At 63.2% G+C, this 26,427-nt stretch carries 16 protein-coding genes; 3 read left to right on the plus strand and 13 right to left on the minus strand.

The features are described 5' to 3' along the window. Positions 1–171: 171 nt before the first annotated feature. The 6 genes from mce to LPW11_RS11405 all read right to left on the minus strand — a co-directional run bounded on the left by mce (position 172) and on the right by LPW11_RS11405 (position 10,448). Positions 172–591 (minus strand): methylmalonyl-CoA epimerase, encoded by a 420-nt coding sequence (gene mce, locus LPW11_RS11380; RefSeq protein ID WP_230994012.1) that lies wholly within the window; start codon positions 589–591, stop codon positions 172–174. Between the two features lie 109 nt (positions 592–700). Then, the gene (locus LPW11_RS11385; RefSeq protein WP_230994013.1) at positions 701–2,356 is read right to left on the minus strand and encodes an acyl-CoA mutase large subunit family protein; all 1,656 of its coding nucleotides are present in this window, start codon (positions 2,354–2,356) and stop codon (positions 701–703) included. Between the two features lie 58 nt (positions 2,357–2,414). Next, entirely contained in the window at positions 2,415–5,360 is a 2,946-nt protein-coding gene (locus tag LPW11_RS11390; RefSeq protein ID WP_230994014.1) for an ATP-binding protein, read from the minus strand. Between the two features lie 85 nt (positions 5,361–5,445). Beyond that, complete coding sequence (locus LPW11_RS11395; RefSeq protein WP_230994015.1) at positions 5,446–7,170, minus strand: acyl-CoA carboxylase subunit beta; 1,725 nt, start codon at positions 7,168–7,170, stop codon at positions 5,446–5,448. Positions 7,171–7,715: 545 nt separating this feature from the next. Further along, on the minus strand, positions 7,716–9,005 hold the full coding sequence (locus LPW11_RS11400) for a (Fe-S)-binding protein (protein ID WP_230994016.1): 1,290 nt from the start codon (positions 9,003–9,005) through the stop codon (positions 7,716–7,718). Between the two features lie 60 nt (positions 9,006–9,065). Next, entirely contained in the window at positions 9,066–10,448 is a 1,383-nt protein-coding gene (locus tag LPW11_RS11405; protein WP_230994017.1) for an FAD-binding oxidoreductase, read from the minus strand. A gap of 379 nt (positions 10,449–10,827) precedes the next feature. Between LPW11_RS11405 and LPW11_RS11410 the strand changes: the two genes are divergently transcribed. The 3 genes from LPW11_RS11410 (at position 10,828) to LPW11_RS11420 (ending at position 16,065) form a co-directional block, all read left to right on the plus strand. Beyond that, positions 10,828–12,870 (plus strand): sodium-translocating pyrophosphatase, encoded by a 2,043-nt coding sequence (locus tag LPW11_RS11410; RefSeq protein ID WP_230994018.1) that lies wholly within the window; start codon positions 10,828–10,830, stop codon positions 12,868–12,870. 653 nt (positions 12,871–13,523) lie between these two features. Beyond that, positions 13,524–13,931: a hypothetical protein gene (locus tag LPW11_RS11415; RefSeq protein WP_230994019.1), complete on the plus strand. Its 408-nt coding sequence runs from the start codon at positions 13,524–13,526 to the stop codon at positions 13,929–13,931. Between the two features lie 73 nt (positions 13,932–14,004). Then, positions 14,005–16,065 (plus strand): glycoside hydrolase family 15 protein, encoded by a 2,061-nt coding sequence (locus LPW11_RS11420; RefSeq protein ID WP_230994020.1) that lies wholly within the window; start codon positions 14,005–14,007, stop codon positions 16,063–16,065. A gap of 86 nt (positions 16,066–16,151) precedes the next feature. Here the strand turns inward: LPW11_RS11420 and LPW11_RS11425 are convergent, their stop codons facing one another. The 7 genes from LPW11_RS11425 to nuoE form a co-directional block, all read right to left on the minus strand. Further along, on the minus strand, positions 16,152–17,120 hold the full coding sequence (locus LPW11_RS11425) for a DMT family transporter (RefSeq protein WP_230994021.1): 969 nt from the start codon (positions 17,118–17,120) through the stop codon (positions 16,152–16,154). Between the two features lie 59 nt (positions 17,121–17,179). Continuing rightward, positions 17,180–18,613, minus strand: a complete 1,434-nt coding sequence (fdhD, locus tag LPW11_RS11430) for a formate dehydrogenase accessory sulfurtransferase FdhD (RefSeq protein ID WP_230994022.1) — start codon at positions 18,611–18,613, stop codon at positions 17,180–17,182. 117 nt (positions 18,614–18,730) lie between these two features. Then, positions 18,731–20,059 carry an L-lactate MFS transporter gene (locus LPW11_RS11435; protein WP_230994023.1) on the minus strand — a complete coding sequence of 443 codons (1,329 nt, stop codon included), beginning with the start codon at positions 20,057–20,059 and terminating at the stop codon, positions 18,731–18,733. Positions 20,060–20,189: 130 nt separating this feature from the next. Next, positions 20,190–22,910 (minus strand): formate dehydrogenase subunit alpha, encoded by a 2,721-nt coding sequence (gene fdhF / locus LPW11_RS11440; RefSeq protein ID WP_230998277.1) that lies wholly within the window; start codon positions 22,908–22,910, stop codon positions 20,190–20,192. A gap of 43 nt (positions 22,911–22,953) precedes the next feature. Next, positions 22,954–23,871: a 2Fe-2S iron-sulfur cluster-binding protein gene (locus LPW11_RS11445; RefSeq protein WP_230994024.1), complete on the minus strand. Its 918-nt coding sequence runs from the start codon at positions 23,869–23,871 to the stop codon at positions 22,954–22,956. 79 nt (positions 23,872–23,950) lie between these two features. Continuing rightward, positions 23,951–25,804, minus strand: coding sequence for an NADH-quinone oxidoreductase subunit NuoF (gene nuoF / locus LPW11_RS11450; protein WP_230994025.1), 1,854 nt, complete (start codon positions 25,802–25,804; stop codon positions 23,951–23,953). 16 nt (positions 25,805–25,820) lie between these two features. Next, positions 25,821–26,312: an NADH-quinone oxidoreductase subunit NuoE gene (nuoE, locus tag LPW11_RS11455; RefSeq protein ID WP_230994026.1), complete on the minus strand. Its 492-nt coding sequence runs from the start codon at positions 26,310–26,312 to the stop codon at positions 25,821–25,823. Between the last annotated feature and the right edge of the window lie 115 nt (positions 26,313–26,427).

Consider the following 26,427-nt stretch of genomic DNA (forward strand, 5'->3'; position numbering starts at 1 on the left):
TCAGTGACTAATTCTAGTCAAGAAAATTTAACCTTTATGCCCGCTTATCTGCCCCTCGTATACAGTATTTTCCGTCTGCCGGTGAAATAGATCCAGCGACGCGTTATGTAGGCTCGGATATAAAGCAGGCGTTACTATATGTATTTCCGATGAAAAGTCAATATTAAAAATCTAACTGTGCTTTCCCCCTCCCGGGTACTGGCACAGTTCGGTAAGGACTCCCCCGGAGCTTTTCGGGTGAATGAAGGCGATCCTGCTGCCGTGAGCGCCCTCGCGGGGGGTCTCGTCGATGAGCCTGGTCCCCGCCGCCTTCAGCTGCGCCAGCGCCCCTGCCAGATCCGCCACCTCGTACGCCACGTGGTGCATCCCCGGGCCGTTCTTTTCCAGGAACTTGGCGACCGGGCTTTCCGGAGAAGTCGGCTCCAGGAGCTCGATCCGGGAGCCTCCTATTTCCAGGAAGGCGACCTTCACCTTCTGTGATGCCACCTCCTCGCAACCGGAGCAGGTCATCTGAAGCGCGTCACGGTAGAAAGGGAGCGACTCCTCGATGGAGTGGACGGCGACACCGATATGGGCGATCTTGCTGAGCATCTGAACCTCGCGGTCTCTCGCCCCCCCGCCTCTTGCGGGAGGAGGAATGGCTGCACAGTAGCAGCACGATGTTACGTGCCTGTTACGGGATGGTTACAGGTGACGGAATCTACAGGACGACCGTCTCGCGGTGCACGCCGAACACCCCACGCAGGACGTCGGAAATTTCCCCGAGGGTGGCGTAGCTCTTTACGGCGTCGAGAATGAAAGGCATCAGGTTTTCCGTTCCTCTCGCCGCCTCCTCCAGCGCTTTGAGCTTCGTCTCCACCGCGGCGCCGTCGCGGGCCGCGCGCACCCTGGCGAGCCCCGCCTTCTGACTTAGCTCCACCTCTTCCTTTACCTTCAAAAGCCCCTGCGGCGGAGCCTCCTCCACCGTAAAGCGGTTCACCCCGACGATGATGGCGTCGTTTTTCTCCACCGCGCGCTGGTAGGCATAGGCCGAATCCTGGATCTCCTTCTGCTGGAATCCCATGGAAATCGCCTCGACGGCGCCCCCGAGAGAGTCGATCTTCTCTATATAGGCCAATGCCTCCCGCTCGATGCTGTCCGTCAGCTCCTCCACGAAGAAGCTTCCCGCCAGGGGATCGACAGTGTCGGCGACGCCGGACTCGTGCGCGATGACCTGCTGGGTCCTCAGCGCTATGCGCACCGACTCCTCCGTCGGGAGCGCCAGCGCCTCATCGCGGGAATTGGTGTGCAGCGACTGGGTCCCGCCGAGAACGGCGGCGAGCGCCTGCAGGGTGACGCGCATGATGTTGTTGTCCGGCTGCTGTGCCGTGAGGGTAGAGCCTGCCGTCTGGGTGTGGAAGCGCAGCATCTGGGAGCGCGGGTCGCGGGCCTTAAAGCGGTCGCGCATGATGCGGGCCCACATGCGGCGGGCCGCCCGGAATTTGGCCACCTCCTCCAGGAGGTTGTTGTGGGAATTGAAGAAGAAGGCGAGTCGCGGCGCGAACTCGTCCACGTCGAGCCCCGCCTTGATCGCCGCCTCCACGTAGGCGATGCCGTCGGCGAGGGTGAAGGCGACTTCCTGGACGGCGCTGGAGCCGGCCTCGCGGATGTGGTATCCGGAGATGCTGATGGTGTTCCACTTCGGCACCTGGTCCTTGCAGTAGGCGAAGATGTCGGTGATGAGGCGCATCGACTCGCGCGGCGGGTAGATGTAGGTGCCGCGCGCCATGTACTCCTTCAGGATGTCGTTCTGGATCGTCCCGGAGATGCGGGTGGCGTCGACCCCCTGCTTTTCCGCCACCGCGATGTACATGGCGAGGAGAATAGCCGCGGTGGAGTTGATGGTCATGGAGGTGGAGACCTTGTCCAGCGGGATGCCGTCGAAGAGGGTCTCCATGTCGGCGAGGGTGTCGATGGCTACCCCGACCTTGCCGACCTCGCCGCGGCTCATGGCGGCGTCTGAGTCGTACCCCATCTGGGTGGGGAGGTCGAAAGCGATGGAAAGCCCGGTCTGCCCCTGGGAGAGGAGGTACTTGTAGCGCTCGTTCGACTCGGCGGCGTTGCCGAAGCCGGCATACTGGCGCATGGTCCAGAACCTGCCGCGATACATGGTGGGCTGCACGCCACGGGTGAAGGGGAACTCCCCCGGGAAGCCGAGCTTCTCCTGGAAGTCCGGGTAGTCGTAGTCGGGGGTGGCGCAGCGCTGAACTTCGATCGCGGAGCCGGTGCTGAAGGTCTCCCGTCTCTCCGGTGCCTTCGCAAGGCTCTTCTGGACCGCCCCTTCCTCCCAGGCGCGTTTCTTATCGCTAATGCTCATCGCATATCTCCCTTCATTACCTTCATTGAATTTCATCACGCCACTCAGACAGTGGTGATCAGGCGGGGACCGCCTGCGCTGCCGGTACGCTGTGCGAGGAGCGGACCGGTCTCGTCTCCAGCACCGCTCGCAGATACTCGCTCGTCACCGCACGACGCTCGCGCTCTACCGCCTCTTCGTCCACCTCCACGAAGCGCTCGTCCGGGGTGACCTTGAAGAGGGGCTGTCCCTTAGAGACGATGGTGCCGTCGCCGGAGCTGATGAGGATCTTGTCGATCGTGCCGGAGAAGGTGGCGCAGACCTTGTTGAACATCTTCATCACCTCGATGATGTAGAGGGGCTGCCCCACCTCGAAGTGCATCCCTTCCTCGGCGAAGACCGGCATCCCCGGCGCCTCCTGTCCGTAGTACATGCCGCCGCAGACGGCGACGATCTCGTCCGCCTTCGTGGCAGGGGGGGGGACGAGGACCTTCTTCATGCGGGCCTGCAGTTCCGGGTCGTGCAGGTAGTCAGGGATCGTGATCTCCAGGTCCTCCTCCACGCGCAGGTCCCAGAAACGGGTGTTCTCCCCGATCAGGAAGAGCATTCCCAGAAGCTCCACCCCTGCCTCGTAGCCGAAGTGGGAGGAGCGGACCTGCGACCAGGTCTTCGCGTCGAGCCCACCCTGCGGCTCCTCGTGGGAAAGGATCTCGCACAGCGTGAAGTACTCCTCCTTGGCGAGCCCGAAGTGCTCACGCAGCGCCTTGTAGAAGCGGAGAGACTGCTGCAGGAGCTCGTTGTCGTGCCCCCAGATGATCTCCGCCGCCGGCTTGTGGGGGCGCAGGTTCATGTGCAGGTACTCGTACGTCTCCTTCAGCACCCCGAGCGGGTTCCTGAGCCACACCACCTTCCCGTTGTCGAAGCGGAAGTTCCTCCGGTTGATGGAGAGCCAGCCGGAGAGTAGGTGCGGGTCACCGAGGAGCCTCTCGATGGGGCGGGTGACGAGCGTCCCTTTCCTGTCGAGGACGCTGCTCATCTCCTTTGCCACCTGCGCGTCTCCCGGGAACTCCCGCGCCATGCGCTGCGCGTAACTCTTCTTCATCTGCAGGAAGGCGTACACCGGGTCGATCTTGTTCGCCACCTCCTTCAGGGTTCCGACGAGGGTGAGGTAGGGGACCACGAAGCGGGTCGTCGGCTTCGCCATGACGTTGTTCCCGATGAACCAGTTCACCAGGCCATAGTGGAAATCGAGGTTGGTGGCGAGGTCATTGCCGTTAAGCGTGGTGGCGCAGATGACGTCGGACATTCTCCGGAAGGAGTCGAGCCGGTCCTCCCCCTTGGTGAGGAGGAGCGCGATGTTCGAGTCGTAGGCACCGGTGAGGCGGTATTTCATGAAGACGCCGGTGTCGGGGTTCAGGAGGCAGATCCCCTGGTCGTCCCTTATCTCGCCGTCGATCGGCTTCGACCAATAGCGGATCATGCCCCCTGCGTGCGGCGACAGCGATGCGTCGGTGGCGTTGAGGCGCGCCTCCACCGCTGCGTTGAAGCGCACCACGCGCTGCGGCTTCGGGAGGCGCTCCTTGTGGCGGGCGAGAAGCGCCATCGCCTCCACCAGGCTCTCCACGATGAAGAAATCCTCCGGGTCCTCCGGATTGACGAACTTCAGGGTGTAGCAGAGCTCGGTTACCCGGTGCTCCACCTGAATCCTCGTGTTCACCTCCATGAAGTAGTGCCGGTCGCGGTCCACGATGCACTCGAAGGTGGAGGCGGAGTCGAGGCCGACGGCGAGGCCGAAGCGCTCCGCCTGCTCCTCCATGCGGACGAGCACCGCGAGGTCGCTCTTCAGCGCCTTTACCTCCGCGCTGCGCCCGGCAGCCTCTGCCTTGGCGATCGCTGCGGCGAGCCCTTCCTGGGTGACGGAGACTTCCAGGAGCTTCTGCTCGTGCATCTGCAGCGAGCAGTCGCGCCCGCCGAGGGCGATGCACCACTGGCCGTTGCCGAGGAGCTGGATCTCGTTGTGGCGGGTCTGCTCTATGTTGAGCTCGATGAGGACGTTCTTGTTGTCCCCCACGCCGTTTGCCTTCACCTCGCCGAGGATCTCCCGCACGAGCGTCGGGGCCTCGGCGGCGACGCGCGCGATGAGGGCGTCGTCTGCCGCGGGGGCAGTGAGAAGCTCCGCGCCGAGAAGGCGCTGCCCCTTTCCGCCGCCGCCGCCGATTGCCTTCAGGCGGACGCGGCTCTTCGGGTACCTGCGCAGCATCCCCGCGACCTCGAGCTGCACCTGGGCGCAGAGCTCCTCGATGGAGATGAGGTCGATCCCCTTCGCATAGGAGGCGTTGAGGATGTGGTCGGCGAGCTCCTCCAGCGGCGCATCGGCGGAGAGGCACTTCTTCTCGTCGCAGTCGAGCCCGAACGATTCCACCAGGGCGTGCAGGCTCTCGCGGGTGGGGTGCTTCTTCACCAGTGTCCGCGCCGTGACGTTGTCGATACCGGGGGTGACGCTCACATCCACCGAGAGGGCGGTGCGCTTCGCCTCGTCCTTCTTGCCCGCGCCAAGCTGGGTGGCGGAGCAGGGGCCGATGAAGCTCAGTCCCGCCTCCTCTATGGCGGAGACGAAGTCCGCGTCCTCCGCCATGAAGCCGTAGCCTGCGAAGATGGCGTTGTAGCCGTTGTCCAGCGCGATCCCGATGATCTGGTGGATCCGCTCGGTGCGCTCCTCCTTGGAGGCGCCGGTGTAATCAGGCACCCGGTGCACCCGCTTCGGGTCGGTGAGCTGGCGCAGCTCCGGGGCGAGCGCCATCGGGTAGACGATGGAGTCCTTCTCGGAGAGGAGTATGCCGTAGTGGCGCATCCCCATCTCCTCGTAGACGTCCATAGCCTCCTTGCGGATCGGGCCGCGGCACACGATGAGCGGTTTGAGGTCCTCGCAGGAGAAGGACCGCACCCACGGAGAGGTCGACCTGGCGAGCCGGCGGTCCCGGTGGATCAGGGGGTTGTGCATGTAGTTGTCAGAGTACTTGGCCATGGTGGCTTTCTCCAGTAAAGGCGGCTGACGGAGGGGTGACGACCTGGGAGTCTGGCCCCTCGGGGCGCGCCGCGAGGAAAAGGAACTAGTGGAACTCCCTCTGTACCGACTGCATCGGCCCGGGCTTGTAGTGGCGCAGGAAGAAGTTGAGGTTTTCCCCCAGCACCTTCCTCAGGTCGGTCGGCATGACCAGCGAGGAGATGGAGCCGAGGCTGAGCGCCTCCTTCGGGTTCATGAGCTCCCGCTCGTAGCGCAGGCTGAGCTCCTGGTCCTGGATCTTCAGCCACTCCGCGACTTCCTTCTCCGCATCGAGCTTTGCCAGGTCCTCCTTCACTCCCGCCTCGATCCGCTCCGCGGTGCCGCGCTTGATGCGGTCCGCGGCGGCGGCCTTGATCTTTCTCAGCTCGTCCTTGTACACGAACTCCTTCCCGGCGGGTCCCATGACCGCGAGGCGGGTGGTGGGGAGCGCGAGGACGAGGTCGGCGCCGGTGGGGTAGTTGTTGTAGGAGGCGTAGGCGCCGCCGTAGGCGTTCCTGAGGATGAGGAGGATGCGCGGGGTGCGGATGTCCACGATAGAGTCGAGGAGGGCGCGGCCCGCCTGGACGATGCCGCGGGCTTCCTGCTCGCGGCCGGGGAGGAAGCCGGTGGTGTCCTCCATGAAGATCATGGGGATGTTGTAGATATTGCAGAAGCGGTTGAAGCGGGCGATCTTGTAGGCGGCGTCGCAGTCGATCTGGCCGGAGTCGACCGCCGAGTTGTTGGCCACGAAGCCGACGACGTTGCCGCCGAGGCGCCCGAAGGCGGTGATGGCGTTGCGGGCCCGGTCGCGCTGCATCTCGAAGTAGTCGCCGTGGTCGCAGATCTGCTGGATGATGATGGAGACGTCGAAGGGGGTGTTGAAGCCGGTGGGGGAGTTGAACGCCTTCTTGAGGAGCGTGTTGATCTCCCACGTCTTGCGGTCCAGCGGGTCGCTCGTCTTCTGGTGGCGGGCCATGACGGAGTTGTTGTCCGGCAGGTAGTTGAGAAGCTGGATCGCGGTCCTCAGCGCCATCACCTCGTCCTCGGTGGTGAGGTCCGCCACGCCGCTCTGTCCGTGCACCTTCGGTCCGCCGAGGTCGTCGGGGGAGACGTCCTCGCCGAGCACCGACTTGACCACGCCGGGGCCGGTGAGGCCGAAGAAGGTATTTTTCGGCTGGATCACGAAGCTCCCCTGGCGCGGGAGATAGCTACCCCCTCCGGCGTTGAAGCCGAACATGAGCATGATGCTCGGCACCACCCCGCTGATCTTGCGAAGCGCGGTGAACGCCTCGGCGTAGCCGTCAAGCCCGCCGACACCGGCCGGGACGAAGGCGCCGGCGGAGTCGTTCATGCCGATGAGGGGGATCCCCTTCTCTCCGGCGAGCTGGAAGAGGTTTGCGAGCTTCCGGCCGTTGGTGGCGTCCATGGAGCCGGCCCGCACGGTGAAGTCGTGTCCGTACACCGCGATGTCGCGCCCGTGGATGTTGAGGATCCCGGTGACGAGGGAGGCGCCGTCCAGGTTCTTTCCCCAGTTCTGGTACAGGATGTTAGGCTCCGCCTCGGTGAGGACCTTGATCCTCTCCCAGACCGTCATCCGTTTCTTGAAGTGCTGTTTCTCGATCTGTTCGATGCTGACGGATCTGGTGGGGCGCTGGATCAGGTCGTAGCCTGCCTTCATCGCCTCCTCGTAGCCGCCTGTGGCGCGGGAGATCTCGCCCGGAATGTTGAACTCCACCTTCTCCGCCTTGTCGAAGGGGTTCTTGAGCGATGGTCTGATCGGGGTGCTGGACATAGTGGGTCACCTTGTATTGATGATACGGCCGAGTGGTCATTGATGGCCGACGTGCCCCTGGATGGGTTTCAGGCGTGGCAGCTTTCCGGGGGGCAGAAGGCTCTTCTATTTTCAAAGGGCGCGATCGCGGTCGCAGGGATTATGGGAGGGGAATCGCGGCTCTCCGGCCGCACGAAACGAAAGAGCTGCTGGCTCTAATTAGGGTAATTCCTGTAAACAATTGTTCTAAAAATGTCAACAGAAATCATGAAGGGACGGGGGCGGAGGGGGCGGCGCACGACGCGGATGCGACGGAAATGCGGTGGGTTGGGGGCGATGGAGGGGAGGCGGGTGGTGCATGCAGTATACAGGCGGTGGTGGACGTGGTGGACGTGGTGGACGTGGTGGACTGGGGCGGACTGGGGCGGACTGGGGCGGACTGGGGCGGACTGGGTGCGGACTGGGTGCGGACTGGGTGCGGACTGGGTGCGGCGGAGCGGGGCAGGGGGCTCGGTGTGGCTGGGGGGCTGGGCGTGCGGTTGATGCACCGCACGCCACCTAAGTCGCTACTTCTCCTTCGCGATCTTTCTAGCCAGTATCTGCAGGGTGTGCAGCACCTTTGTGGCGTCGCCTGCCTGCTTGAGGCCGTCGGAGAGTTGCATGATGCATCCCGGGCATCCCGTCACCACCGCGTCGGCACCGGTCGCACGGATCGCCGCGCTCTTTCCTGCATTGATCTTCATGGAGCTTTCGTAGTGGTACACGTTGAAGGTGCCTCCCAGCCCACAGCACTTGTCGGCTCCTTCCATCTCCACCAATTCCACTCCCGACGTGCCCTTCAGAAGCGCGCGCGGCTGCTTCGCTATCCCCGCCGTCCTGTGGTGACACGGATCGTGGTACGTTACCTTCAGCGGATCTGCTGCACCGGTCTCCTCAGGCTTCAGCCCGAGCTTCTGCAGCAGCACGGCGGCGTCGACGGTCTTATCCGCCACTGCCTTTAGCCGTGCCGCCAGCTCCGGGTTTCTCTTCCCCACCACTTGCGGATAGAGCTTGTGCAATGCGCCGCCGCAGGTGGCGCAGCCGGTCATGATGTAGTCGGCCTCGTGCGCTTCGAGCGCCTTCAGGTTTTCCTCGGCGAGCTGCCGCACGGTGTCGAGGTCCCCACCGCTCATTGCCGGCAGACCGCAGCACTGCTGCCCCTTCGGGATGATGACGGTGCACCCGAGGTGACGAAAGAGCGCCAGCGCGGCCTCGCCGATCTCGGTGTACACAAAATTGGTCATGCAGCCGACAAAGAAAAGTACCCGCGGCTTCCCCGGCTCCCCGTGGATGATCTCGGGGTGACGGTCCATGAACGGCTTCTTCGCGATCTGCGGAAAATGCCTCGCCGCCCCCACGAAGGGGAGGGGGAACCGGGCCCTGAGCCCGGAGGTGGCGGGGACCTTCCTGAAGAAAAGAGGGCCGAGGATGGCGCCTGCGAACGCTCCCATATTCATCACCTTGCGGTTTTTGATGACCTGCCCGACGGCCTTGTGAAAGGTCGTGAGCCCTCGCTGCTTCGCAAGTGCCTCACGGGCGGCGATGACGATCTCGTCGGTGGGGACGTCGTTCGGGCACTTGTCCACGCAACTGCCGCACAGGAGGCACTTGGACATCGCGGAGTACGTCTCGTTGTCGAGGGTGATGTTTCCCTTGAGGATGTGCTGCGCCAGCGCGACCTTGCCGCGGGCGACGGCGGGCTCTCTTTGAAAGGCGGTGAAGGCGGGGCAGTGCGCCCGGCATGCGCCGCACTTTACGCACTTCTTCAGCTCGGCTTCGATCCGCTTCATCGCGTCCTGCTTTTGGGTGGTGCTCATGGTGCTCTCTTTTATGTGGACCAGGTGGACCTGGTGGTCGTTGCGGATCTCGTGGAAAGGCTACTCCAGCGGCAGCATCTTTCCGGGGTTCATGATGTTCTTCGGGTCGAGGGCGCGCTTGATGGCGCGCATCGCCGCGATCTGGGCGGTGTTCAGCTCCAGCGGGAGGAAGGGCTGCTTGGAAAGCCCTACGCCGTGCTCGCCGGACATGGTGCCGCCGAGATCGAGCGCTGCCTGGAACACCTCTTTGATCGCCAGGTGCGCCTTTTCCTCCTGACCTTCTTTCGAGCGGTCCACCATTATGTTCACGTGGATGTTACCGTCGCCGGCATGGCCGAAGTTGACGATCGGGATGTCGTAGCGGTTCTGTATCGCCTCGATCTTCCTGATCACGTCCGGTACCTTGCTGCGCGGCACGACGATGTCTTCGTTGAACTTGTCCGGATTCACGTCCCGCAGCGAAGGGGATACCAGCCTGCGTACCCGCCACAGCTCGTCGCTTTCCGCCGCCGTCTGCGCCACCCTGAACTGCACGACGCCGAGCGGCTCGATGAGCTCCCGGATCTGCCCCGCCTGCTTCTCGATGAGGTCGCGGTCCCCGTCAACCTCGATAAGGAGCACCGCCCGCCCCTCTTCCGGAAGGCCGAGCTTGAAGCGCCGCTCGACGCACACCAGCGTCGCGTGGTCCAGAAATTCGAGGGTGGTCGGGATGATCTTTCCCTTGATGATGGTGGAGACCGCCCGAGCCGCGCCGTCTATGGAGTCAAAGACCGCGAGCATCGTCTTCTTCGCGTCGGGGTAGGGAAGGAGCCGCAGGATGATGGAGGTGATGATCCCCAGCGTCCCTTCGGAGCCGCACATGAGCTTTGTGAGGTCGTAGCCGACGACTCCCTTTACCGTCTCTCCTCCGGTGCGGATGATCTCGCCGGTGGGGAGAACTACCTCCAGCCCCATCACGAAGTCTTTCGTCACGCCGTACTTCACCGCCCGCGGTCCTCCGGCGCACTCCGCCACGTTGCCGCCGAGGGTGGAGAATTTAAGAGATGCCGGATCTGGCGGGTAGAAGAGGCCGAGCTTCTCCACCTCGATCTGGAAGGTTTCCGTCACGACTCCCGGCTCTACTTCCGCGATCAGGTTGTCGGTATCAATCCTTACTACCTTGTTCATCCTGGTCGTCACCAGCACGATGCCGCCACCCTTGGGAAGCGCCCCGCCGGTGAAACCGCTGCCGGCGCCGCGCGGGAAGACGGGAAAGCCTTCCTGGTTCGCCAGCTTCACAAGGCTCGCCACCTCGTCGCTACAGCCGGGGTGCACCACCGCATCGGGGAGAAACTCCATCTGCGTTGCGTCGTACCCGTAGCAGATGAGGTCTTGCGTGGAGGTGGCAACATTGTCATCACCGACGATGGCTTTTATCTTTTCCAGGATCTGGCGGTCGAGCATCGATTAATCCTTCCTTCATTGGGGCCGGGGGTGAAAACCCCTTCCCAGCACAAGGTGTGACTCCGTATACTATATTGTGGCCCAGAAAGCAGTAGAGACGCCTCCGCGGGGCGTGTGGCCTCCCTGCCGGGGCGTCTCTTGATCCGTTGGTCGGAAAAGTATGAGCTACTCTGTACCGTGGCCCTCATGATACATTTTCGCCCGGCGATGCGCAACCATTTACACCGAATACAGGATCGAGCCCTCAGAAGGGAGCAAAAGAGGTTGACAAAAACGCACCTTTCCTATAACAATCACCCGTTTCAATGAGCGTTAATTTGTCTGCCCCTGTTATATAGGAAGCCTTTCGTGAGGCATAAACAATAGGAGGATGATTTTAATGGAACAGTATGCAGTAGTCTTCGCCTTGGCTTGTGCTGCGGCGGCAGTGGTCTACGGCCTCGTGTCGGCCCAGTGGATTCTGGGGCTGCCCCAGGGTAACGAGCGGATGCGCCAGATCTCCGCGGCGATTCAGGAGGGCGCAGGCGCCTACATGAAGCGTCAGTACACCATCATCGCCGGCGTTGGGGCAGTGATGTTCGTGGCACTCTTTGCTTTCCTCGGCGCGAAGACCGCGGTCGGCTTCGCAGTCGGCGCGATCTTCTCCGGCCTCACCGGCTTCATCGGGATGTTCGTCTCGGTGCGCGCCAACGTGAGGACGACCGAAGCTGCGAAGTCCGGCATCCACAAGGCCCTGAACGTCGCGTTCAGAGGGGGCGCCATCACCGGCATGCTGGTCGTCGGTCTCGGACTCCTCGGCGTGGCCGGCTACTACCTCGTGCTGCAGAAGCTCATGCCGGAGGCTCCGGTAAAAGACGTGGTGAGCCAGCTGGTAGGCCTCGGCTTCGGCGGGTCCCTCATCTCCATCTTCGCCCGTCTGGGCGGCGGTATCTTCACCAAAGGTGCTGACGTCGGCGCCGACCTGGTCGGCAAGGTTGAGGCAGGGATTCCGGAAGACGACCCGCGCAACCCCGCAGTTATCGCCGACAACGTCGGTGACAACGTCGGCGACTGCGCCGGCATGGCTGCCGACCTCTTCGAGACGTACGCCGTTACCCTCATCGCAGCAATGCTCCTCGGCGCGATCTCCTTCAGCAGCAACGCCGCGGTCAGCTACCCGCTGATCCTCGGCGGCATCTCCATCATCGCCTCCATCATCGGTACCTTCTTCGTGAAGCTCGGCGGCAGCGGCAAGATCATGGGCGCACTCTACAAGGGTCTCATCGCTTCCGGCGTCCTGGCCTGCATCGCATTCTATGCAGTGACCGTCCAGATGTTCCCGCAGGGTCTCCAGGACGCCGCCGGTGCGGTGATCTCCCCGAACAACCTCTTCATCTCAGCCATCGTCGGCCTCGTGGTAACCGGTGCGATCTTCTGGATCACCGAGTACTACACCGCGACCGAGTACGCACCGGTGAAGCACATTGCTGAAGCATCCAAAACCGGCCACGCGACGAACATCATCGCCGGTCTCGGCGTCTCCATGAAATCGACCGCGGCTCCGGTCATCGTCATCGCCGCAGGCATCATCGTGGCATTCCAGTGCGCCGGCGTGTACGGCATCGCCATCGCCGCGGTCTCCATGCTCTCCCTCACCGGCATCGTCGTCGCCATGGACGCATACGGTCCGATCACCGACAACGCCGGCGGTATCGCTGAGATGGCAGAGCTTGACGAGTCCGTCCGCGCGGTAACCGACCCGCTCGACGCAGTCGGCAACACCACGAAGGCAGTTACCAAAGGGTACGCCATCGGTTCCGCAGGGCTTGCAGCGATCATCCTCTTCACCTCCTACGTGCAGGAGCTGACGATCGCGGACAAGACCTTCTCCCTCTCCGATCCGTACATCATCGTCGGTCTCTTCCTGGGCGGTCTCCTTCCGTACTACTTCGCAGCGCTGTGCATGGAAGCTGTCGGCAAGGCGGGCGGCTCCGTCGTTGACGAGGTCCGTCGCCAGTTCCGCACCATCAAGGGGATCATGGAAGGCACCGGCAAGCCGGACTACGCAGCGTGCGTCGACATCGTGACGAAGACCGCTCTGAAAGAGATGGTCATCCCGGGGCTCATCCCGATTCTCGCACCGATCGTCGTCGGCTTCGCGCTCGGGCCGAAGGCTCTGGGCGGCGTCATCGTCGGCTCCATCGTCACCGGTATCTTCGTCGCTATCTCCATGACCACCGGCGGCGGCGCATGGGACAACGCGAAGAAGTACATCGAGGACGGCTTCCACGGCGGCAAAGGTAGCGATGCCCACAAGGCAGCAGTTACCGGCGACACCGTCGGCGACCCGTACAAGGACACCGCCGGCCCGGCGGTCAACCCGATGATCAAGATCATCAACATCGTCTCGCTTCTCATCGTTCCGCTGCTGAACAAGATGTAGTCTGCAAGACAATGGCAAGAAAAGAGGCGCTCCTGGTGACGGGGGCGCCTTTTTTTATCCTCCAATTCCGGGGAAGCAGAAGTGTGTTTCGATGAAGCGCCACGCGAGGCCCTCCGCGTTCCCCCCTTTGCGAACGTTGATCCGGGAATTCCGGGGAAGCGGGGGGACATTGCCACGAAGCACTGCAGAAGGCCTAACGTTCCCCCCTTTGCGAAGGGGGGGCAGGGGGGATTTGGTTCTGTCCCTCCCCTTGAAAGGGAGGGGACGCTCGGGCTCCCGCTCATCCGAGGGGAGGTTCCTGCAAATGCCGGGAACGCCTGCGGCTTATCCCGGCCTACAGTACCTACAGTACAACATATACAGCTTACTCCTCGTCCCGCTCGCGGGCATACGCCCTGACGGGGCAGAGGGCGAGGGCGGCGAAAAGGCACCAGGAGAGTGCAACAGCGGCGACGACAATGGTCATGACAGACCTCCTTCCAGGGGCGGACATTCCTTGTGCTCTCTTATAGGGCTGTATACGCGACCATGCCTTGACGGGAGTCAAAAGGCGTCATTATCCTTTGACTTCGTGGGACCGGTACACTACTCTCTCTTTGCTCATGAAACGGAGCAGGGACCGGCTTTGCCGAGTTCGAGAAGTGAGGAGTGCGATGGAGAGTGAAGCAACTCGAAGAATCCCGAAGGAAAAGCAGCCGGGTTCCAGTTACCTGAAGGCTATCGACATCATGTTGCGCTGCTGGCATATCGCCGTCATGGGCGTACTTTTCGGGGGCATGTTCTGGGGCGTCCCTTTCGCCGGCCTCGTCGTGTGGCATGTCCTCACCATCGTTTCCGGCGCCTGTCTCGTCGCCCACGGCATGTACAAGAGCCGCCACTGGCTCTACCAGGGGAACGGCGTCATGGCGGAGTGCCATGTGGCTCTCCTTGCGCTGGTGCACCTCAGCAAAACCGTTGCTGTGCCCGTTCTTTTCCTCGTGGTGATCTTCGGCGTGGTCGGCAGTCACATGCCCGGGAAGCTGCGCCACTACTCTTTCGTGCACAAAAGAAGGATCGATTAGAAAGAAGGGGGCGTTCGCGGTACAATCCTCGATGTGATCCGGCCTAATTCACAGGCCGGAAGGGGAGGACGTGATGCCGCGTGATCTGCCGGTAGGAAACGGGACGCTGCTTGTCTGCTTCGACAGTGACTACCACATCCGGGACCTCTACTACCCGCATGTGGGGCAGGAGGATCATATCGGAGGGCGCCGCGCCCGCTTCGGCATCTGGGTGGACGGGGTCTTCAGCTGGATCGGGGCGGGGTGGGAGAAGGAGCTGCGCTACGAGAAGGACACGCTGGTCACGAGTGTCACGCTGTATAACCGCGAGATGGAGATCCTGCTGATTTGCCGCGATGCGGTCGATTTCCACGAAAATATCTACCTTCGCGAGATAGCCATAGAAAACATGCAGCCGCGCCTGAGAGAGGTGCGGCTCTTTTTTTGCCAGGATTTTTCCATCTCCGGGAACAGCGTCGGCGACACTGCCGCCTTCGACCCGGAGAGCGGCGGGGTCGTGCACTACAAAGGGGCGCGCTACTTTCTGGCCAACGCCCTCACAGCGGAGGGCGCTCCTCTCTTTCAATATGCGGTGGGGCAAAAGGAGAAGGGGTCCTTGGAGGGAGCGTTCCGCGACGCCGAGGACGGCATCCTCTCCTGCAACTCCATCTCCCAGGGGTCGGTCGATTCCGTCATCTCCCTCGCCCTTGTCGTGGGGGGGGTATCGCGCAGTGTGTGCCATTACTGGATCGCGGCGGGGAAGAGTTGGCAGGAGGTGCGCCGCCTCGATGGCCGGGTGAAGCAGAAAGGTGCGCAGACGCTCATTACCCGCACTGGCGACTACTGGAGCCTCTGGGTGCGCAAGGAGACCCCGGCGCTCGAGGGGGTGTCGGACCGGGTGGCGGAACTCTACCGGCGCAGCCTCCTGGTCCTGCAGACGCAGATCGATGCGGGTGGCGGGATTCTTGCCGCGAATGATTCGGACGTCATCCAGTACAACCGCGACACCTACTCCTACATCTGGCCCCGGGATGGCGCCCTCACCGCCTATGCCCTCGACCTCGCCGGCTACCCCGGCGTCGTACGCGACTTCTACCGCTTCATAGCACGGATCGTGGAGCCGGGGGGATACCTGCTGCACAAGTACAACCCCGACGGCACCCCCGCCTCCTCGTGGCACCCCTGGTTCAGCAACGGAGAGCACCAGCTGCCGATCCAGGAGGACGAGACCGCCTTGGTGGTGTGGGGGCTGTGGCAGCATTTCGTGCTCTCCCGCGACATCGAGTTCATCAAGCCGCTCTACAAGCCTCTCATCAAGAACGCTGCCGACTTCATGGCCGGCTTCCGCGACAAAGGGACCGGCCTGCCGGCCCCCTCGTACGATCTCTGGGAGGAGCGGCGCGGCATCCTCACCTTCACCGTCGGGGCGGTCTTCGGCGGGCTCACCGCGGCCTCCCTCTTTTGCACCGTCTTTGGCGAGACGGAGCGGGCCGAGCGCTACCGGAAGGCGGCGGCAGAGATTCGTGACGCCGCGTCTACGCACCTCTGGCGGCCGGAGCTTGGGCGCTTCTGCAGGATGTTGTCGTGCGCCGGGGATGGGGAGCTGGTGGTGGACGACAGCTGTGACGCGAGCCTCTGGGGGCTTTTTGCCTTCGGCATGTTCGAGGCTTCAGACCCGAAGGTCGTCGCGACCTATGCCGTCGTGCGGGAGCGGCTCTTGGTGGAGACGATAGGGGGGATGGCCCGCTACGAAGGGGACTCCTTCTATAGCGTCGACAGCAGCGTGCCGGGAAATCCGTGGTTCGTGGCGACCCTGTGGTACGCAGATTATCTCGTGGCGAGGGCGGCGAGCGAAGGGGAAATGGGAGAGGTGCACGAGATCATCGAGTGGGTGGTGCAGCACGCGCTTCCCTCCGGGGTCCTCCCGGAGCAACTCCACCCCGCAACAGGCGCCCCCCTCTCCGTGTCACCTCTCACCTGGAGCCATGCCACCTTCATCTCTACGATCCAGCGGATGATCCGCCGCAGCGCGCGGCTGAATACCTGTCCCGCCTGCGGCATGCCGATGACCGCGGAAACAAGAAGGGAGGACTGGCTGGAGAAGCTCTTCGGCGAAGCGTGCGACGCAATCCACGGCAGCTGCCGGGTGCGCTGAAGGGTGGCCGTGGGGTGTACTGTAGGCCGGGATAAGCCAAAGGCGTTCCCGGCAGTTGCCGGCACTTCTGCTCCTTTTCCCCAAACCTACCCCGGAGGCGCTCCGAGACCTTCCTGCCCTGCCGGAGCGCCCTCCTCCAGCCTCTTCTCCATCCCCTCTTCCACATCGTATTTCTTGTGCCCCCTGCGCTCCAGCACCACCCTGATGGCGAGCGGGACCGCCACCGCGGCGAAGATGAGAAGGCAGCCGAGCCCCTCCCACATGTTCAGACGCTCCCCGAGGATGACATACCCCCCGAGCATGCTCCACACCGGGTCGAGGGTGTAGATGAGGCAGGCGCGGGTGGGGGTGGTGTAGCGCTGGTAGGTGTTTTGAAGCGTGAAACAGATGACGGTGGGGAAGATGGCGCAGTAGAGGAGCGCTCCCGCCGCTGCGGTCCCCACCGTGATCGGCCGGTGCGGCAGGAGAGCGGTCAGCACAGCGCCGATGACGGTGACGGTGGCAAACTGCACCAGCGATACCAGGTACACGTCCTCGTTCTTCAGCACCTTGGAGACCGTGATGATGTGGATAGCGATGAAGAGGGCACAGACTGTGGAGAAGAGGTCGCCGCGGGAGAAGCCGGTACCCCCGGCGAGGAGTGCGAGCCCTCCTGTGGCGAGGCAGATCCCGACCCCGGTGAGCCTGTCGACCTTGTCGCGCCACAGGAGGTAGCAGAGAAGGGGGACGATGAGGACAAAGAGGTTGTTCAGAAACCCCGCCCTGGTCACGGAGGTGCCGCTCACTCCCATGACAAAGGAGAGGTTGGCGGAGGCGAGGGCGCAGCCGACCAGGACCCCCTTCCGGATGATGCGGGGGTCGAGCCCCCGGAGACGCTTCAGGCTGAAGAGGGCCATGAAGAGGGTGGCGAGGGCGAAACGAAGGAAGAGGAAGGTGACAGGGGGGATATCACGGAAGCCGATCTTGTTGAAGACGAAGCTGCCACCCCACAGGAAGGTGGTGACGATAAGCCAGAAGGTGGCGGTTCCAGAAGAAACGGGTGCTCTCTTTTCCATCGGGACATTTAAGCCCTAACGCGGGGCGAGGTCAACCGTTAAGACGCACCCTCGCGTCCCTATCTGTGTGTCACCTGGCGCTCCTCCCTCTCCGTCACGGACGCCTCGCGCTCGTCGCGGCGCAGGGAGTGGTACTCCTCGGGGGTGTTCACATTGCGGAAGGACTGGAAATGCGGGTCGATCTCCCGTATCTCTTCTTCCCCCACTACCTGCACCCTCGACCAGTCGAAAGCCTTTATGATCTTTCTCTCTCCGGCGGCTAGTGCTTCTTCCATCCGCTCGGCGCAGCTCCTTGCGTAAATCGCGTGCAGCGGTTCGTAGCCGTGGGCGCTCCGGGGCAGCACCACCTCGTGTCCCGGCGCCGCAACGGCTAAGTGGCGCACCAGTTCGGTGTTCAGGTACGGCATATCGCAGGCGACCGCAAAGATGAACGGTGTGGCCGAGTGCCTGAGGCCGGCGTGGATCCCGGCGAGAGAGCCGGCACCGGGGAAGTGATCCGGTACCTTTCGGCAGGGGAGAAAGTGATAGACCTCCGGTGTGTTGGTCACCACGAGAACTTCCGCACAAACTTCCGAAAGCTGGCGATAGAGGCGCTCGATGAAACGCTCCCCCTTGATCGGCAGGAGGGCCTTGTTGCTCTCCATCCGGCTCGACTTTCCCCCCGCAAGGATAACTCCGGTGACCAGCGGCAGCACATCCCTTCGCTGCGCGAGGCTCAGGCGCTCCGGGTGGGAGTAGACGTTGAACTTGCCGCCGCGCAGGTAGCCGACAACGGTGATCCCCGCGTCGCGAGCGAGTCGCACCGCGAGGTCGGTCGGAGAGGTCCGCGAGGCGATCAGGGTGATGCCGAGGCGAATCGCCTTCGCCACCATTTCCGCCGACACGCGCCCGGAGGTCAAGAGGACCTTCCCCGCGAGGTCGATCCCCTTCAGAAGCGCCTCACCGGCGATGCGATCGAGCGTATTGTGCCTGCCGATATCCTCGCTGTAGAGGATGATGGTGCGGCCGTCCGCTACAGCGGCGGAATGGATGCCGCCGGAGGTGCGGTATGCCCCCGCGAGCCTGGCGAGCTGCTCCATGAGATCGAAGATGTCGTCGGGGTAGACGTCCTTTCCCCCGGTGCTGGACGGTGAGGGGGCGAGCTCCTCGTCGAGGTTGAAGGTGATTCCGCCGCCGCACCCGGAGGTGACGACCGGTTTCAGCCCCCCGGGAAGTTCACCCTTCAGCTTCACGTTGGCGACGCCGTAGTCGTCGCAGACGCTCAGCAGATGGAAATCGTCAGCGGAGTGCACGAATCCCTGCAGGCGGAGGAATCCGGCGACCAGGAAGCGCAGGTCGTGGGGCGAGGTGATGAGCGTGGCGAGTTCCCGGCCGTTCACGATGAGCTTCAGAGGGTATTCCTGTACCGGCTCGTGCTGGAAGGGGACGAGCTTTCCACCATCGTAGCGGAATACCTCGCCCGCCCCTTTTTTCCCTGCGGATCTCTCTGACATGGTGACGCCTCCGGAGGTGTCGGCATTGTGAAAGAGGATGGCGGAGCGAAGGTTCCGCTCCGCCATCCTGGGGTCCCCGAGAGGAGAGGTGGTCCCGGGGGACCCTGCCTGTGCCAGTTACTTCGCGGTCGCGAGGACCTTCTCTTCAGCCCCGGCCGGGATGAACTTCTTGTTGTTCAGTGCCAGCGAGATGAGGAGGCCGACGAAGAGGATCCCTGCCGCCACGCTGAAGGTGTACTGCGCCGCCTGCTGCGGGTAGTTGTCCTTGAAGTAGGCCACGATCTGCGGACCGACGACGCCGCCGAAGCCCCATGCGGTGAGGACGGTGCCGTACACGGTCGCCATGAGCTTAGGACCGAAGACGTCCGCGATGTAGCCGGGCATGGAGCCGAAGCCGCCGCCGTAGCAAAGGAGGACGTAGCACACGAGGACGCTGAAGATCAGCGGGCTCTTCACGAAGAGGAGCGCGACGAAGACCACGACCTGGCTCCCGATGATGAGACGGAAGGCCTGGATGCGCCCGATCTTGTCGGCGAGCCCACCCCAGAACATACGCCCGAGTCCGTTGAAGATGGAGCTGATGGCGATGAGGGTGGCGCCGGAGGCGGCGAGCGCCTTCACAACCGCCGGGTCAGTGAAGTTCGTGGAGGCGGGCATGCCGGCCTTGATCAGGTCCTGCAGGAGCGGGGACTGGAAGGAGATGAACATGATCCCGGCGATGATGTTGAAGAAGAAGATCGTCCACATCATGGCAAACTTGCCGGAGAGGAGGCACTGCGAGGCGGTCATGCTGTCCTGCGCGCCGGCATCGGACTTCGATACTGCCGGGGGAGTGTACCCTTCAGGCACGTACCCCGCGGGGGGATTAGTCAGGAAGGCCGCGGCGATCTGTGTGACGACGAGGAGGATGACGCCGCTGTACATGAAGACCAGCACCAGGTTGTCGTTGGTCATCTTCATGAACTGCGGTCCGAGCACCTTGCTCATGATGAGCGCTCCGAAGCCGAAACCCATGACCACCATGCCGGTTACCAGACCCTTCTTGTCCGGGAACCATTTTGCGGCCGTCGCCACGGGGGTGACGTAGCCGAGGCCGAGGCCGATCCCGCCGATCACGCCGTACCCCAGGTAGAGGAGCGGAAGGTTCGCGATGGAGAGGGCGTAGGCCCCGATGAAGTAGCCGGCACTGAAGAGAAGACCGCCGGTGACCGCGAGCTTGCGCGGGCCGAACTTCGGCAGGTTGATCCCCCCCCAGGTGGCGGCGAAGCTCAGGAAGAGGATGGCGAGGCTGAATACCCAGGCGGCCTGGGTGTTGCTCCAGCCATATTTCGCCATCATCGGTTTCTGGAAGTAGCTCCAGGCGTACACGGTGCCCAGGGCCAACTGCAGCAGGGTCCCCATAATTGCGACAAGCCAGCGGTTTGGAAGCTTCTGAGACGTGGTCATGCTGATAACCTCCTTTAGTTGAAATGGCCTTCGTTGATGGTGCCTTTGCAAATCTGCAGCTGCTACAGGATCAGGGTGAGCCCTCCGCCCCGCTCGAGGCGGGGGGCTCGTGTGCATCCTGCTCCTGGTGTCACTGGTAGTCGCTTATTCTCTCCTCCAACTTCTTGCTGCTGATCCTTACTGCACAGACCTTGTATTCCGGCTCCTTCGCTACCGGGTCGAGGGCGGAGTTGGTGAGGGCGTTCGCCGCCCCTTCCGCAAAGTGGAACGGCATGAAGACCACGTTGTCCTTGATCCTCTCCGATACCTTTGCGGTGGTGACGATCGTGCCGCGCCGCGAGGCGACTTCCAGCTTCTCGCCGTGTGCGACGTCGAGCGCGGCTGCGGTGACCGGGCTGATCTCGATGTACGACTCGGGGAAGAGCTTGTTGATACCCTCGTTCCTGCCGGTCATGGTGCGGGTGTGGTAGTGGAAGAGGATGCGCCCGGTGGTGAGGAGGTACGGGTACTCCTTGTCCGGGAGCTCCGCCGCCGGCTTGTAGTGCGCCGGCTTGAAGAGCCCTTTCCCCCTGGCGACCCCCGCCTTGTGCAGGACCGGTGTGCCCGGGTGGTCCTTCGTGGGGCAGGGCCACTGCAGCCCACCCTGATCCAGTCGCTGGTAGTCGATCCCGGCGTACGACGGTGTGAGGCTCGCGATCTCCTCCATGATCTCGGAGGGGTGGGAGTACTTCTTCTCTAGCCCGAGCCGGTTCAGGAGTTCCATGAGGATGACCCAGTCCGGCTTCGACCCGCCGACCGGCTCGATCGCCTTGCGCACCCGTTGCACGCGCCTTTCCGTGTTGGAGAATGTGCCGTCCTTCTCGGCAAAGGAGGCTGCCGGCAGAACGACGTCGGCAAGGAGCGCCGTCTCGGTGAGGAAGATGTCCTGGACGACCAGGAAATCGACCTTTTTGAGCGCCTCTTCCACGTGCCCGAGATCGGGGTCGGAGACCATGGGGTTCTCACCCATGATGTAGAGGACCTTGATGTCGCCGTGCCCGGCGCCGTGCACGATCTCGCACAGCGTGAGCCCCGGCGCCTCGGGGAGGGGGACCCCCCAGGCGCTCTCGAACTTCTTGCGCACATCCGGGTTCGCCACCTGCTGGTACCCGGTGTACACGTTCGGCAGGGCCCCCATGTCGCAGGCACCCTGCACGTTGTTCTGCCCCCTCAAGGGGTTCACCCCTGCCGATTCCTTCCCGATGTTGCCGGTAAGAAGCGCGAGGTTGGAGAGGGACATGACGCCGTCGGTCCCGGTGGAATGCTGGGTAACACCCATGGAGTAGAAGATCGACGCTTTCCCCGCGCTGCCGTACAGGCGCGCCGCCTTCCGGATGTCTTCCGCGTCGATGCCGCAGATCGCCGCGACCTTCTCAGGGGTGTACTCCTTCACCACCTCTTTGAGATCCTCGATCTTTTCGGTGCGCTCCGCGATGAAGGGGTCGTCCTGCAGCCCTTCCTCGAGGATCACGTGCATGAGGCCGTTGTACAGCGCCACGTTCGTGCCGGGGGTGATCTGCAGGAAGACCTCGGCGTAGTCGGCGAGCTCGATCCTGCGCGGCTCCGCCACGATGATCTTCGCCCCCTTCGCCTTTGCCTGCTTTATCTTCGCCCCGATGACCGGGTGCCCCTCCGTGGTGTTCGACCCGGTGATGAAGATCACGTCACTGCCGAGCACCTCGTTGATGCTGTTCGTCATTGCGCCACTGCCAAGCGTGGTTGCCAGACCGGCAACCGTTGTAGCGTGTCAAAGTCGGGCGCAGTGATCGACATTGTTGCTGCCGAACCCCGCGCGCACCATTTTCTGGAAGAGGTAGTTCTCTTCGTTGGTGGTCCTTGCCGAGGAGAGGCCGCCGAGCGCCTGCGGGCCGAACTCCTCCTTCACCTGCTTCACCTTGGAGGCGATGATGCCGTACGCCTCTTCCCAGCTCGACTCCACCAGCTCGCCGTCCTTGCGCACGAGGGGCTTTTTCAGGCGGTCCGGGTGGTTTATGAAGTTGTAGGCAAATTTCCCCTTCACGCAGAGGATCCCGTTGTTGGCGGCTCCGTCGGACGGCTGCGCCCCCACGACCTTGCCGCCCTTCACCTGCAGCTTCAGCTCGCAGCCGACCCCGCAGTAGGAACAGGTGGTCTTTACCTCCTGCACTTCCCAGTAGCGGAACTTTTCCTTCGTCTTCGGCATGAGCGCCCCGACCGGGCAGACCGAGACGCAGTTGCCGCAGGAGACGCAGCCGGAATCCTTCATGGTGAGGTCGAAGGGGACCGCGACCCTGTTGAAGAACCCGCGCCCTGCAAAGTCGATCGCCTCGGTCCCCTGGAACGTGCTGCAGGCGTTGACGCAGCGGCGGCACTTTACGCACTTGTTCATGTCGCGGACGTAGAACTCGTTGCTCTCGTCGATCGGGGCGGTCGTGGTGAGACCGTCGTAGGTCGTCTTCTCCACGTCGTTGGCGTAGCAGAGGTCCTGCAGCTTGCACCCCCCCGCCTTGCTGCACGTCATGCAGTCCGACGGGTGGTCCGAGAGGATAAGATCGAGCATGACCTTGCGGGATGTGCGGATCCTCTCCGTGTCGGTGTGCACGATCATCCCCTCGGTTACCGGGGTGGTGCAGGCGGGAGCAAGGTTGCGCCTTCCTTCCACTTCAACCATGCAGATACGGCAGGAGGCGTTTTGCCCGCTGATCGCCTTGTGCAGATCGAGGTAGCACAAGGTAGGGATGGTGATCCCTGCTTCCTTGGCGGCATCGATGAGCGGCGTCCCGGGGGGGACTTCGACCCTGATGCCGTCGATGGTGAGTTTGGCTAGGCTCATTGTTATGGCCACTCCTTTCATTGAATTTGTATGTGGTCCGGTTCTATTTCAGCTTGTCGACGATATCTTCCAGCCCGAGCGCCTCGCCCCAGGGGACTTCCACGAACTCCTTCCCTTTCTTCAGCATCGGGGGAGGGGGGGCGGGGTTGTGGCGCAGCTCGAGGCCGAGCCTTCCCTTCAGGCAGAGCGGCCTCCCCTCTGCCGGGGCCTTTGCTGCCACCCCTACGACCTTCCCTTCCTTCTTCACGAGGTCAAAATGGCACCCCGCGTCGCAGAAGGTGCAGCTCGTTTCTTCCTTCTGGAGCTCCCAGGTCCTCCCTTTGCCGATCATAGACTTGTAGTTCAGGGCGCCGACGGGGCATAGCGCAACGCAGCGGGAGCAGGAGGCGCAATCGGACTCGGCAAGTGGGGTGTCGAGCGCGGGGGCCACCTTCGTCCTGAAGCCGCGGTAGGCGAAGTTGATGACCGCCCTCTCCTCCACCTCGGCGCAGGTGCGCACGCACTTGCCGCAGAGGATGCACTTGTTCATGTCGCGCACGATGTAGGGGTTCGACTCGTCGAGCGGGTAGGAGTGCTTGTCTCCGGAGAAGCTGGAGGTCTTCACGTCGTAGCGGAATGCGTAATCCTGCAGCTTGCATTCTCCATTTTTGTCGCAGGTGAGGCAGTCCGCCGGGTGGTTGGCGAGCATGAGCTCGAGGATGGTGCGGCGTGCCTCCATGACTGCGGGGGAGTCCGTCTCCACGACCATCCCGTTGGCGGCCGCCGTCACGCAGGAAGCGAGCAGCGTGCGTGCCCCCTTCACCTCGACGATGCAGATGCGGCAGGCGCCGAAGCCGGGATCGGCTGGGTTGTGGCAAAAGGTGGGAATGAAGAAGCCCGCTCCCGTGGCGGCATCGAGCAATGTCGTGCCAGCCGGGACCGTGATCTCCTGACCGTTTATGGTAAGGGTGACCTTAGACAATGGCTTACCTCCTTCTGGCCCCTGAAGGGACCGTAAATTTTATGTTCGCATCAAAGACTTTCGGTTTCGCGAGACTACCTCACGCCTTGGCGATCGCCTCGAACTTGCATTTCGGCTCGCACGCGCCGCACTTCACGCACTTTTTCGGATCGATGACGTGCGGTGCCTTCTTCTCCCCGGTGATGGCGCCTACCGGGCACGTCTTCAGGCAAAGGCCGCAGCCGACGCACCTTGTCGGCTCGATCTCGTAGGTCAGGAGCCGCGGACAGAGCCCCGCCGGGCAGCGCTTGTCCACGATGTGCGCCTCGTACTCGTTCCTGAAGTAGCGCAGCGTGGTGAGGACAGGATTCGGAGCGGTCTGCCCGAGCCCACAGAGCGCGGTCGCCTTGATGACCTTGCCGAGGCGCTGCAGCGTGTCGATATCCTCGAGCTCCCCTTTGCCGTCGCAGATACGGGTGAGGATCTCCAGGAGGCGCTTCGTCCCTTCCCGGCAGGGGGTGCATTTGCCGCACGACTCGAGCTGGGTGAAGTTCAAAAAGAAGCGGGCGACGTCCACCATGCACGTCGTCTCGTCCATGACGACGAGGCCGCCGGAGCCCATCATGGCCCCAGCTCCGATGAGCGAATCGTAGTCGATGGGGAGGTCGAGCTGCTCCGTGGGGAGGCACCCCCCGGAAGGGCCACCGCTTTGCACCGCCTTGAATTTCTTCCCGTTGGCGATCCCCCCCGCGATGTCAAAGACGATCTCGCGCAGGGTGATCCCCATCGGCACCTCGGCAAGGCCCGTCTTGTTGATCTTGCCGGTGAGGCAGAAGACCTTGCTCCCTTTGCTCTTCTCGGTCCCCATGGAGGCGTACCAGTCGCCGCCGTTTCTGATGATGTGCGGGACGTTTGCAAAGGTCTCCACATTGTTCAGGCAGGTCGGCTTCTGCCAGAGCCCCTTGTGCGCCGGGAAGGGGGGGCGCACCCGCGGCATGCCGCGCTTCCCTTCGATGGAGTTGATGAGCGCCGTCTCCTCGCCGCAGACAAAAGCCCCCGCCCCCGCCTTGATGCGCATCTTGAAGTTGAAGCCGGTCCCCATGATGTTCTGCCCCATGATCCCCAGCTCCTCGGCCACCTTGATGGCGAGATTCAGCCGGCGGATCGCCAGGGGGTACTCGGCACGGCAGTAGATGACCCCCTCGTCGGCGCCGATGGCGTACGCCGCGATCATCATCCCTTCCATGACTGCGTGCGGGTCACCCTCCAGCACGGAGCGGTCCATGAAGGCACCCGGGTCCCCTTCGTCGGCATTGCACACGATGTACTTCTTGTCGCCGGCGGCGTCGTGCACGAACTGCCACTTCATCCCGGTGCTGAAACCGCCGCCGCCGCGCCCGCGCAGGCCGGACTTCTTCATCTCCTCGATGACCGCGAGCCGGTCCATGGAGAGGGCCTTCTCCAGCCCGAGGTAGCCGCCGGTGGCGAGGTAGTCGTCGATGCTCTCCGGATTGGTGCGCCCGAGCCGCGCAGTCACCATGCGGCGCTGCTTCGCGTAGTAGGGGGCCTCCTCCATGATGTTGATCCCGTCGTACGGCGTCGCCTCCCCCGGGATCTGCATGGCGGCGTACTCCACCACCGGGGCCTGCCCCACCACGTGGGTGTCGATGAGACGTGCCACCTTGTCAGGGTAGATGTCGCGGTACACGACGCTCGGGGCCCCCGGGAGGGCGACCTCCACGGTCGGCTCCGCGAAGCACATGCCGATACAGCTGGTAAAGTCGAGATCGACGTCCAGCCCGCGGCTCTCCACTTCCTTTTTCAGCGCCGTCATGACCTTTTCGCCCCCTGCGGCGACGCCGCAGGTGCCGAGCCCCACCACGATGCGGGGGCGGTTCAGCTTCTGTTCATAGCGCGCGCTCGCCTCGGAGCGCGCTGCCTCGAGATTGCTCATGCTTGGTCACCCCCTTTTAGGCGTACTGTTCCAGGATGTTTTTCAGGTCCTCCGGCTTCAAGCGGCCGTGGGTGTCGTCGTTGATCATGATGCACGGCGCGAGGCCGCAGGCGCCGATGCACGCCACGGACTCCAGCGTGTAGCGCAGATCGTCGGTCGTGCCGCCGTTCTCGACCCCGAGAGTGTCCTTCAGCGCGTCGAAGATCTTCGCGCCCCCCTGCACGTGGCAGGCGGTGCCGAGGCAGACGCGGATGATGTTGCGGCCGCGCTGCTTCAGGTGGAACTGGGCGTAGAAGGTGACGACGCCGAAGACCTCGCTGAAGGGGATCTCCAGCTCCTGGGCGATCTTCTCCAGGACGCCCGACGGGAGATAGCCGTAGATCCCCTGAGCCTCCTGAAGTACCGGTATGAGCGCCCCCTCGTACCCCCGGTAATGGTCCAAAACTTCCCGCAGTCGAACATCCTGGGGCGAGTCGACATATTCGCCGCTACACATGCAAACCGCCATAAATTCCCCCCCTTTCTCTGTATTTGGCGCGAGCGTTTTGTATACGCCGCGGTGGTGCTCATGTGTAACTATCTGTTATGACAACCGCTTTCGCCCTTGTGGCGCCAGGCGGGGC

This window comes from Geomonas sp. RF6, from assembly GCF_021044625.1.
Lineage (GTDB): Bacteria > Desulfobacterota > Desulfuromonadia > Geobacterales > Geobacteraceae > RF6.

Coding starts and splice junctions, on each gene's coding strand:
- mce (WP_230994012.1), bottom strand. CDS start 591: ATGCTCAGCAAGATCGCCCATATCGGTGTCGCCGTCCACTCCATCGAG.
- LPW11_RS11385 (WP_230994013.1), bottom strand. CDS start 2,356: ATGAGCATTAGCGATAAGAAACGCGCCTGGGAGGAAGGGGCGGTCCAG.
- LPW11_RS11390 (WP_230994014.1), bottom strand. CDS start 5,360: ATGGCCAAGTACTCTGACAACTACATGCACAACCCCCTGATCCACCGG.
- LPW11_RS11395 (WP_230994015.1), bottom strand. CDS start 7,170: ATGTCCAGCACCCCGATCAGACCATCGCTCAAGAACCCCTTCGACAAG.
- LPW11_RS11400 (WP_230994016.1), bottom strand. CDS start 9,005: ATGAGCACCACCCAAAAGCAGGACGCGATGAAGCGGATCGAAGCCGAG.
- LPW11_RS11405 (WP_230994017.1), bottom strand. CDS start 10,448: ATGCTCGACCGCCAGATCCTGGAAAAGATAAAAGCCATCGTCGGTGAT.
- LPW11_RS11410 (WP_230994018.1), top strand. CDS start 10,828: ATGGAACAGTATGCAGTAGTCTTCGCCTTGGCTTGTGCTGCGGCGGCA.
- LPW11_RS11415 (WP_230994019.1), top strand. CDS start 13,524: ATGGAGAGTGAAGCAACTCGAAGAATCCCGAAGGAAAAGCAGCCGGGT.
- LPW11_RS11420 (WP_230994020.1), top strand. CDS start 14,005: ATGCCGCGTGATCTGCCGGTAGGAAACGGGACGCTGCTTGTCTGCTTC.
- LPW11_RS11425 (WP_230994021.1), bottom strand. CDS start 17,120: ATGGAAAAGAGAGCACCCGTTTCTTCTGGAACCGCCACCTTCTGGCTT.
- fdhD (WP_230994022.1), bottom strand. CDS start 18,613: ATGTCAGAGAGATCCGCAGGGAAAAAAGGGGCGGGCGAGGTATTCCGC.
- LPW11_RS11435 (WP_230994023.1), bottom strand. CDS start 20,059: ATGACCACGTCTCAGAAGCTTCCAAACCGCTGGCTTGTCGCAATTATG.
- nuoF (WP_230994025.1), bottom strand. CDS start 25,804: ATGAGCAATCTCGAGGCAGCGCGCTCCGAGGCGAGCGCGCGCTATGAA.
- nuoE (WP_230994026.1), bottom strand. CDS start 26,312: ATGGCGGTTTGCATGTGTAGCGGCGAATATGTCGACTCGCCCCAGGAT.